Genomic DNA, 11,613 nt, shown 5'->3' on the forward strand with positions numbered 1-11,613 from the left:
CTTCATCGCTCGACTTGCATGTGTTAGGCACGCCGCCAGCGTTCGTCCTGAGCCAGGATCAAACTCTCATTAAAAAGTTTAATCTTAGCTTACTCTAAAAAGAATTGCTGGTTTACTTAAATGTATTTATCTATATTCTGTTCAATTTTCAAAGACCATATTCTTTCGCTTTCAACATTACGTTGTCGGCTTTTGTTTTAACTTGTCACCCTCAAGCGACTTTCTTAGTATATCACTTGGTTTAGATCTTGTCAACAAGTTTTTTTAAGCTTTCAAACTTTCTTTCCAGATGTTTTTCTTAGCTCGTCTTGTTGTCTGCATCTCTTAGCGACGTGTTTTATCTTATCATCTAAACAAATAATTGTCAACACTATTTATAATCTTTATTTAAGTTATTTCTTATTCTTATTTAAATATATTCAAAAACAGAAACAGTGAACGGGCATCCCCGTTCACTGTTTTACTTATATTATACTTATTATTAATTTTATAATACCTTTGATTATAGTTTTATATGCAGCTTATTTACACTTCTATAAATATTCCTTTTTCATCAAAATTAAAGGATATAAACTCGATCCTATTAGCTTTTCTCCTTTTTTTATCTCTGTTCCCTTATCAGCAATTACACTATCTAATAATGCAAAGTCACCTATAACACTATTTTGCATAATTACACAATTTTTAAGTTTAGCATTTTTCCCTATATAAACTCTTCTTCCTATTATACAATTTTCAACCTCCCCTTCAATACGGCATCCATTGGCTATGATTGAATTTACAACATTACTATTATTTGTGTAATGTGTTGGAGCTTCATCCTTAACTTTTGTATAAATAGCTCTGTCTTCTTTAAATAGTTCTTTACTTATTTTTCCATTTAGTAGCTTCATATTGCTGTCATACAATGTCTTTATAGAATTTATACAATTTAAATCACCTTTAAACTCATATGCGCCCACTCTTAAACTATCTAAATTTCCATGAATAAATTGTTTTACTTTTTTATACATTCCACTGCTTATACAATCTTCAACAATATCTATAAATAAATGTTTTGATAGTACATACATTTCCATCCCAATATCAACTTTTTCATTTCTTCCTACATTTTCTCCTACACTTACAACATCACCTAGATCATCAAAATTTAAAACATCACATCCAATAAACGATTTTTTTCCATTACTAACTTTTTTATAAACCATTGTTATATCTTGTCCACTGTTTTTATGATATTCAATTATTTCTTCATAATCTATATTACAAAGCATATAAGATGGTGTTAAAAGTACATATTCCTTGCGACTATGTTTTAAAAATTCTATATTATCCGAAAAATTATGAACATCATCATAAGCAGGTTCAATCTCTCCAAAATTAAAAACCTTTAATCCATCTTTTTTTCTATGCAAATCCCAAGGCCTACCATTTGTTAAATGATCTATTAATGATCTTGATTTATTTTTAGTAAAAATACCAATACAATCAATTCCCGAATTAGTCATATTAGATAAAACAAAATCTATAATTCTATATCTACCTGCTATTGGAACTGAAGCAAGTGGTCTATTTACTACTAGCTCACCCATTTTACCTTCATTTTCATCTAAATTAATTATGCCCATACAATTATTCATCTTTATTCTCCCCCTAAGCTACTATTAAACCACCTTATTTTTTTCTATTACAGTACCCATCTTTATCTCTTCCTTAGCTGCAATAATTGCTATCTCATCGCCTAATCCAATTCTACAATCTTTTCTAACTATTGCATTAGTACCAACAATTGCTTTTTCAATTATTACATTATCTCCTATCTTAACATTGGTCATAATAACTGAATCTCTAATTATTGAATTTTTTCCAACATGTACACCTTGAAATAATATAGAGTTTTCTACCTCTCCATTAACTACACAACCTTCAACTATAAGAGAATTAGATACTCTACCTGTTTCTCCTATATATTGAGCTGGTCTAACAGGATTAACCGAGTAGATTTTCCACTCTTCATCATGTAAATTAAGCTTATTATTACTTTTTAATAAATCCATATTTGATTCCCAAAGACTATCTATAGTTCCAACATCCTTCCAATAACCCTTAAATGGATATGCAACCATTTTACTTCCAGCACCTAGCATGCTTGGAATAATATTTTTTCCGAAATCATTGCTTGATGTTTTATCTGCCTCATCATTCTTTAAATATTTCTTAAGAACTTTCCAATTGAATATATATATACCCATTGATGCTAAATTATTTTTAGGTTTTTTAGGTTTCTCCTCAAATTCATATATTGATAAATCTTCTCTAGTATTCATTATTCCAAAACGACTTGCTTCATCCATTGAAACTTCAATTACTGCAATAGTAGCATCTGCTTCTTTTTCCTTATGAAAATCTAACATTTTTGTATAATCCATTTTATAAATATGATCTCCAGATAATATCAGTATATATTCTGGATCATATCTATCTACAAACTCTATATTTTGATAAATAGCATTTGCTGTTCCTTTATACCAGTCACCACCCTTTTCTTCTTGATATGGTGGCAAAATACTTACTCCTCCATTTTTTCTATCTAAATCCCATGGTTCTCCTATACCAATATGAGCATTTAATTCTAGTGGTTTATATTGAGTTAAAACACCAACTGTATAAATCCCTGAATTTGCACAGTTGCTTAACGGAAAGTCGATAATTCTATATTTTCCCCCAAATGGTACTGCCGGTTTGGCTAATTTTTTAGTTAAGACTCCAAGTCTTGACCCTTGTCCTCCTGCCAATATCATTGCTACAATTTCATTTTTACCCATAAACAATTATCTCCTCTCTTTTCTTCCAATTCTCAGTTATTAAATAAATTCTCATTTATGATTTTATAATATATTTATAATTTGAATGTAACTATATTATTTATTTTAATAATTTAATAATTTAATATTTTCATAACTTTAACTAAACTTTAGATAATATGTTAAATTCATATCCTGACATATTGATACTGTTATTATTATTCGTAAATCTAAATTCCTTATTATTAAATAAATTTATATATGAACCTTGTAAATCAATGCATTTTATAATATTATCTGAACATGAAATATTTAATAAAACTATAATACTCTTATTATCATATTTTCTTTCAAATACACATACATCCGGTCCTGTATCATAAATTTTTAGATCTCCCTTTTTTAATACCTCTTCTTTACTTCTTATACCTATAATTTTATGATAAAAATCAATTATCTCATTATTTTCTTTTCCCCATGGATAAGCTTTTCTATTTTCTGGGTCTTTTCCTCCATTTAATCCAGCTTCATCACCATAATAAACTACTGGAACCCCTGGTAATGTCATTTGTAATACTACAATTAATTTTAACAATTCTATTTTTTCATCTAGTACCGTTAAAATTCTTTCTGTATCATGAGTTCCTATAATATTCATATTTGCATAAAAATTCTCTCTTGGATAATTTTCATATAACGACATTATCCTATTTTTAAATTTATCTGATTTAATATATCCTTTTACAAAATTAATTAAGCTTTCTCTTAATGGATAATTAGTAACAGAATCTAATTCTTTTCCAAATAAATATCTTCTCCTCTTAGAATAACTTATTTTATTAGAAGCATCTTCCCAAACTTCCCCTATAAGAATATTGTCACTCTTAATACTATTCATCTTCTTCTTAATCAATTCTATAAAATCATCTGGAAGTTCATCCGCAACATCTAATCTCCATCCGCTAGCACCCAGTTTCATCCATTTTTCTATTATTGAATTTTTTCCATTTACAATATAATCTACATAACTTTCCTCTAGTTCTTCTACATTAGGTTGATTATCAATTCCCCACCATGCCTCATATTGATAAGGATAATTTATAAATCTATACCACTTATAATATTTAGAATTTGGAGATTGATACGCTCCAACGCTGTCATAATTACCAAATTTATTAAAATACTTACTATCAGCTCCAGTATGACTAAAGACTCCATCTAATATAATTCTGATACCTTTGCTTTTAGCTATTTTACATAGCTTCTCAAATTCTTCATTACTACCAAACATTTCATCTATAATTTCATAATCTCCTGTATCATATTTATGACAACTTGAAGATTTAAAAATTGGATTTAAATATATTATATTTGCACCTAAAGATTTAATATAATCTAATTTTTTTAATATACCCTTTAAATTTCCTCCATAGAAATCCCATCTTAAAATTCGACCAGAATAATCTTTAATATACATAGGATCATCCTGCCAATTACCATATATAAACGAATTTTTTTTAGGTGAGCTTACAATTCCATCATCATTTCCGTTATAAAATCTATCTACAAATATCTGATATATAATTCCTTCCTTATACCAGTTTGGAATATAAGATTTTTCATATACTGTTATTTGATAAGGAACTGGGTCATTAATATATATTTGCCCTTCTCCCCCTAATTTTTCATCATTATTGCCATAATATATTCTGTTATATCCATCTATTAAAATAAAATAGTATTGTAAAATACCTATATTATTAAAAGTATCTATTTCTGCTGTATACTTAAATTTTCCATTATTTAAATATTCCTTTTGCATTCCCACTTGTACATTACTTCCATTAAAAGTAAGTAGCTCAGTTGCAACCATTAAATCTTTATTCACTACAATTGATAATTTAACCTTTTGCCCTACTTCTACCGCTCCAAAAGGCTTTCTAAATTCCATACTTTGAGAATTATAAATAACCTTTATGCCATCCATAAAATTCGTCCTTCCTATAGGTTTTTATAAATCACTTCTGATCCCCAAATTCCTGTTGCATATTGCTCTATTGTTCTATCAGATGAAAATATTCCCGAATGTGATATATTTACACCACACATTCTTTGCCATGTGTCTTTTTCTCTATAAAGAGAGTCCACTTTATCTTGAGCTTTTAAATAAGAATCAAAATCCTTTAGTACAAAAAATTCATCATTATAAGTAAGCAAGTTTTCATATATAGTTTTGAATCTATCTCTATCACTATGATATTTTCCATTTATTAAATCATTAAGTATATTTTTTATTCTAGGATCATTATTATATGTTTCTAAGGCACTATATCCACCATTTTTATAATAATTCAATACTTCATCAGCATTTAATCCAAAAATAACTATATTGTCATTGCCAACTTCATCTCTTATTTCTATATTAGCTCCATCTAATGTTGCTACTGTAAGTGCACCATTCATCATAAATTTCATATTTGAAGTTCCAGATGCTTCTTTTGTTGTTGTCGATATTTGTTCACTTACATCTGTTCCTGGAATAATTTCTTCTGCTAAAGAAACTCTATAATTTTCCATGAAAACCACTTTAATTTTTTCATTTACTCTCGGATCATTATTTACCTTATTTGCAATATTATTTATTAATTCAATAGTATTTTTAGCAAGATAATATCCTGGTGCTGCTTTACCTGCAAATATAAATGTCCTAGGCGAAATATCTAAATTAGGATTGTCAATTAGTTTATTGTACAAATCCATTATTCTTAAACAATTCATTGTTTGTCTTTTGTATGCATGTATTCTTTTCACTTGAACATCAAAAATAGAATTTGGATCCACTATGATTTTTTCATTTTCAAATATTGTTTTAGCTAATTTTTGTTTATTTTGAAGTTTTATTTTAGCTAGCTCATCTAAAATTCCTTTATCATCTAAATGACTTTCAAATTTTTGCAAGTCAATTGGATGCTTAATAAATCCATCTCCAATAGTGTCACATAATAGTTTAGTAAGTTTAGGATTACTCTTTAATAACCATCTTCTATGTGTAATTCCATTTGTCTTATTATTAAACTTATTTGGATATAAGTAATAAAAATCGCTCATTTCCTTTTTCTTTAATATTTCAGTATGAAGTTTTGCTACTCCATTAACACTGTGACTTCCTACTATGGCTAAATGAGCCATTTTCACTTGTCCGTCTCCTATTATAGCCATATTTGCTATCTTATTTTGTTGACCTGGGAATTTACTCCAAAGTTCTTCACAATATCTCCTATTTATTTCTTCAACAAGCATAAATATTCTTGGAAGCAAATTTTTAAACATATCTATAGGCCATTTTTCTAATGCTTCTGATAAAATTGTATGATTTGTATATGATATTGTGTTTTCAGTTATCCTCCAAGCATCTTCCCATGGTAACCCTTCTTCATCTAATAAGATTCTCATAAGTTCTGGTATTGCAAGTGTTGGATGAGTATCATTTATATGAATAGCTACTTTTTCATCTAATTCTAAAATATTTCCTCCATGTTTCTTGAAATGTCTTATAATACTTTGAATTCCTGATGAAACAAAAAAATATTGTTGCTTTAATCTAAGCATTTTACCTTCATAAAATGAATCTTCTGGATATAAAACTTGAGATATAGATTCTACTGAATTTTTATATTCAATTGCTTGTAAAAAATCACCTCTACTAAATGATGAAAAGTCAAATTCATTTGAAACTGCTTCTGCACTCCAAAGTCTTAATGTATTAACTACATCATTTTCATATCCAACAACTGGTGTGTCATATGGAACTGCTAAAACAGGTTCATAATTTACATGTATGAATGACAATCTTCCATTATTCTCTTCTACCTTAATATTTCCCCCAAATTTAACAATTTCAGCTTTATTTGCATTTCTTTTTTCCCATACATTTCCTTGTCTTAACCAATTGTCCGAAACTTCAACTTGCTTACCATCAATTACTTTTTGCTCAAAAAATCCATATTTATACCTAATACCACAACCATGACCTGGAATATTTAATGATGCCATAGAATCTAAGAAACAAGCTGCAAGTCTACCTAGTCCTCCATTTCCTAATCCTTGATCTTGTTCTAAGTTCTCCAATTCTTCTAAACTTATATTTAATTCTGCTAATGCCTCTCTACAAACATCTCTTATCCCAATATTTAACAGAGAGTCTCCTAATAGTCTTCCTAGCAGAAATTCCATTGAAAAATAATAAACTTGTTTTTCTCCTGTCTTGTTATATTTTTTATTTGTTTTTAACCAAGTTCTAGTTACATAATCCCTTACTAAACTTCCTAAAGCCTCATACTTTTGTTGATTGCTACCTTCTTTCAACTCTATTCCATGCATTTCTAGAAATTTATTTACATATAATTTTTTAAATAATTTTTTATCTATTGCTGTCATTTAGCTTCCTCCTCTACTGAGATTGTTACTTTATTTGTAGCTTAACTCTTTGTACATATTTAAATATGAATCAGCAGATTTACTCCAACTATTATCAGAATTCATTGCTTGGATTACAATATTATTCCATGATTTTTTATCGTAATAATTTTTTAAAGCATACTCTATTGTATTAAATAATTCATCAGGATTATAATTGTAAAAACTAAATCCATTTCCTTCTCCACTATACTCATTATATGCTCTAACTGTATCTTTTAATCCACCAGTTTCTCTTACGATTGGGATTGTTCCATATCTTAGGGCTATTAATTGACCTAATCCACATGGTTCAAATAATGATGGCATTAAAAACATATCTGCTGATGCATAAACTTTATGGGCTAATGTATTATCAAACTTAATATTTGCAGACATTTTTCCTACATACCTGTGATTTAACCATTTAAAATGATCTTCATAGTGTTTATCGCCTGTTCCAACTACAACTAACTGAATATCCTTTTGTAACAATCTATCTGCAATTGCAACTAATAAATCAATTCCCTTTTGACTTGTTAATCTTGTTACCATTCCAATCATAGGAGTTTCTCTGTTAACATTAAGCCCTAATTCTTTTTGTAAATCTTCTTTATTTTCAGTCTTATCATTAATTGATTTTATATCATAATTTTTTGTTATGAGTTTATCCTCTTTAGGATTGAATTCTTCATAATCTATTCCATTTAAAATTCCCCTTAATGCATAAGATCTTTCTCTTAATAGCCAATCTAGTCTTTCTCCATATTGAGGTGTTTTAATTTCTTCCGCATAGCTATAACTAACTGTTGTAATAAGATCTGAAAAATTTATAGCACCTTTCATAAAGCCTACACCATCATCAAACTTTAAGCTTGTATTTAAATATGGTTCATAATTATATCCAAACAATTCTGGTAATATTACTGGATCAAATACTCCTTGGAATAATATATTGTGAATTGAAAATACAGATTTTATATTGCTATAAAACATATCCTTTTTCATATATTCTAATTTTAATAAAACTGGTATCATGCCTGTTTGCCAATCATTACAATGTATTACATTAGGTTGCCAATTTATTTGTTTAATCATATCTAACACAGCTCTATCAAAGAAAGCAAACCTTTCAGCATCATCGTAATTTCCATACATACTATCCCTATAAAAATAGTATTCATTATCTATAAGATAGTAAATTACTCCATTATAATTGTATTCAGATATACCACAAAATTGGTTTCTCCAACCAACATTTACCGTGAACCACTTATTAAATTTAAGTTTTTCTCGTAATTCACTATTAATAGCCTTATATTTTGGTATTACTACTCTGACATCTGCGCCCTTTTTTATAAGCTCTTTGGGCAATGCTCCTGCTACATCTCCAAGTCCACCACTCTTAATAAATGGATGCGCTTCTGATGCTACAAATAAAACTTTCATATTTTTCCCCCTATCCCCATATTAATGTTTTTGCTTACTTTAAATCCTCAATTTTAACTATCTCTTCATTTTTATCTGTATTATTGAAAACTTTTAATGTTAAAGGCATTTCAATATTGTTCTTTTGAATTTTTTTTACTTTTAATATTAATGTAGCCATTGGTGGCACTTTAACTTTAATAGAATATGGTTGATTATGAAAAGAAATCTTCTTAGAAATTAATATATCTTCCATTACTTGTCCTGAACCACCATACCTAACATCATCAGTATTTAATACTTCTTCATATTCACCTAAAAATGGCACTCCAATATTATAATCATAATATACAACAGGTGTGAAATTGTTTATAAAAATTAGAGTATCCTCATCATTCCTACTTCTTCTTATAAAGGTTAATATGCTTTGTTTATTATTATCTGCTTCTAGCCAAGTAAATCCATGTTTATCATAATCTAACTCCCAAAGTGCTTTGTTATTAAGATAAAAATGGTTCAACTCTTTAAAGAATAATTGCGTCTTTTTATGCATCTCATACTTGTCAATTAAAAACCATTCTAGAGATTCATACTCTCTCCACTCTACAAATTGACCAAATTCACAACCCATAAAAAGTAGTTTTTTTCCTGGATGTCCCATCATATATGAGCAAAATACTCTTACACCTGCAAACTTATTCCAATAATCTCCCCACATCTTGTCTACTAATGATTTTTTACCATGAACTACTTCATCATGAGAAATTGGAAGTATAAAATTTTCTGAATAATTGTACATCATTGAAAATGTAAGGTTATTATGATTATTCTTTCTATATATTGGGTCTATCTTTACATATTCTAAAGTATCATTCATCCATCCCATGTTCCACTTGAAATTGAATCCTAATCCCTCTCCATTATTGGATTTACTTACGTTTGGCCATGATGTAGACTCTTCTGCAATCATAAGCTCATTAGGAAATTCTTTTAAAACCGCTTTATTTAATTCCTTTAAAAATTCTATGCCTTCCAAATTTTCATTTCCACCATATTTATTAGGAATCCATTGATTTTGACTTTTGTCATAATCTAAATGAAGCATACTAGAAACAGCATCTACTCTAATTCCATCAATATGAAATTCCCTGATCCAATATAAAGCATTAGATATCAAATAACTTTTTACTTCAGGCCTTCCTAAATCAAAATTGCATGTACCCCAACCAATATTTTCTGATCTCCATTCTTCACTATATTCATAAGTTGGAGTTCCATCAAATTTATATAGTCCATGAGCATCTTTGCAAAAATGACCTGGAACCCAATCGAGAATAACTCCTATATCTTCTTGATGAAATTTTTCTATTAATATCTTAAACTCTTCTAAATTACCATATCTACTAGTTGGAGAGTAATATCCTGTTCCTTGATATCCCCATGAAGCATCTAATGGATGTTCACATACTGGCATTAATTCTACATGGGTATACCCCATTTGTTTTACATATTCAGGTAATTCATCACTAAGTTGTTGATATGTTAAAAAACTATCATCATCATTTCTCTTCCACGATCCTAAATGAACTTCATATATGTTTATTGGATCTTCAAAAATATTTGATTTGTTTCTTTTATTTATCCATTTCTTATCATTCCATTTGAATTTATTTAATTCATAAACTATTGATGCAGTATTGGGCCTTATTTCGCTTTGAATTGCATATGGATCAGACTTGTATTCGCTTTTCTCTCCATCTTTATTAATAATACAATATTTATATTTACATCCAGCTTCTAATCCAATTAAAAATATACTCCATAGTCCTCCTTCACTTATTCTTTCAAGTTTATAATTTTCATCTAACTCAAAATCATTAAAATCTCCTACTACATATACTCCTTTTGCATTAGGTGCCCAAGTAGTAAATCTAATTCCTTTTTTTCTTTTTTCAGTTTTTAAGTGAGACCCCAATATATTATATGCTTCATAGTTTTTGCCTTCATGAAATAAATAGCTATTGAAACTAGTTATATCAAATTTATTTATCTTTCTTCCATATTTATCTAGTTCTTTATCATTTGATTTTACAGTAGTAGTTTTCTTTTTACTATTATTATTTTTTATCATTGTTGGTTTATATGAAGTTGATTCTTTGTTTTGAATTGATTTTGTAGCTGGAGTTGCTTTATTAGTTACATTTGTTTTTATATCCTTTATCGCATTTGTAGAATTTAATGATTTGACTTTAGAAACATCTTCTTTTATTTGAGTTGATTTACTTTCTGATGTAGCTGATATTACTTCTTTTTGTGCAACATTTATTTTACTATTTTTTCTATTGATTTTCCTATTAGTATTTTTCAAATTAGCCCCTCCCACAATTTTCTTACCACTTTGTTTTTAAAATTTAACTTAATATTACATAGCAACCACATCTATATATTACCAAATTATGGATAATAATTCACTATTTTTTATAATTTTATTTTTTATTTTTTCAACTTATGTTGATAATACATATAATTTAGTACTATTATACATCTTTTTCATTATAAAGATTATAACTTATGTAATTTTTTTATTTTTTTGCACAAAAAAAAGAGATAGTTATTTACAACTATCTCTTTTATGCTTACCTGGCAACGTCCTAGTCTCCCACACAGTCGCCCATGCAGTACCTTCAGCGCTATAGATCTTAACTATCCTGTTCGGAATGGAAAGGAGTGTTACTTCTACGCCATCATCACCAGATACTTAGTTCTTTCTAAATTTTTCATTTAGATAAAGAACTGTACTTATTCAGTACTCAAATTGAAAAAACATTTTTTTGTTCTTTCAAAATTGCACATAAGTTTGAGTTTCCTCTAATGTATATATTTACTTAATTAATTATTGGTCAAGCCCTCGACCTATTAGTATCAG

The 11,613-nt window shown here is 28.3% G+C and carries 6 protein-coding genes and 2 rRNA genes; all 8 read right to left on the reverse strand.

All coding sequences use genetic code 11. From position 1 onward, the window contains the following. A 16S ribosomal RNA gene (locus BM027_RS17330) occupies positions 1-74 on the reverse strand; the annotation flags it as partial. Between the two features lie 459 nt (positions 75-533). After that, positions 534-1,640: a glucose-1-phosphate adenylyltransferase subunit GlgD gene (glgD, locus tag BM027_RS17335; protein ID WP_090094439.1), complete on the reverse strand. Its 1,107-nt coding sequence runs from the start codon at positions 1,638-1,640 to the stop codon at positions 534-536. Positions 1,641-1,664: 24 nt separating this feature from the next. Further along, the gene (locus BM027_RS17340) at positions 1,665-2,825 is read right to left on the reverse strand and encodes a glucose-1-phosphate adenylyltransferase (RefSeq protein WP_090094440.1); all 1,161 of its coding nucleotides are present in this window, start codon (positions 2,823-2,825) and stop codon (positions 1,665-1,667) included. A gap of 142 nt (positions 2,826-2,967) precedes the next feature. Continuing rightward, entirely contained in the window at positions 2,968-4,791 is a 1,824-nt protein-coding gene (locus BM027_RS17345; RefSeq protein WP_090094441.1) for a glycoside hydrolase family 13 protein, read from the reverse strand. Positions 4,792-4,805: 14 nt separating this feature from the next. After that, positions 4,806-7,241 carry a glycogen/starch/alpha-glucan phosphorylase gene (locus BM027_RS17350; protein ID WP_090094442.1) on the reverse strand — a complete coding sequence of 812 codons (2,436 nt, stop codon included), beginning with the start codon at positions 7,239-7,241 and terminating at the stop codon, positions 4,806-4,808. Positions 7,242-7,271: 30 nt separating this feature from the next. Continuing rightward, positions 7,272-8,708, reverse strand: a complete 1,437-nt coding sequence (gene glgA, locus BM027_RS17355; RefSeq protein ID WP_090094443.1) for a glycogen synthase GlgA — start codon at positions 8,706-8,708, stop codon at positions 7,272-7,274. A gap of 34 nt (positions 8,709-8,742) precedes the next feature. Next, positions 8,743-10,818, reverse strand: a complete 2,076-nt coding sequence (gene glgB / locus BM027_RS17360; RefSeq protein WP_090094444.1) for a 1,4-alpha-glucan branching protein GlgB — start codon at positions 10,816-10,818, stop codon at positions 8,743-8,745. Between the two features lie 507 nt (positions 10,819-11,325). Beyond that, positions 11,326-11,442: ribosomal RNA gene (gene rrf, locus BM027_RS17365) — 5S ribosomal RNA — on the reverse strand. Positions 11,443-11,613: the final 171 nt, after the last annotated feature.

This window comes from Clostridium uliginosum, from assembly GCF_900112485.1.
Lineage (GTDB): Bacteria > Bacillota > Clostridia > Clostridiales > Clostridiaceae > Clostridium > Clostridium uliginosum.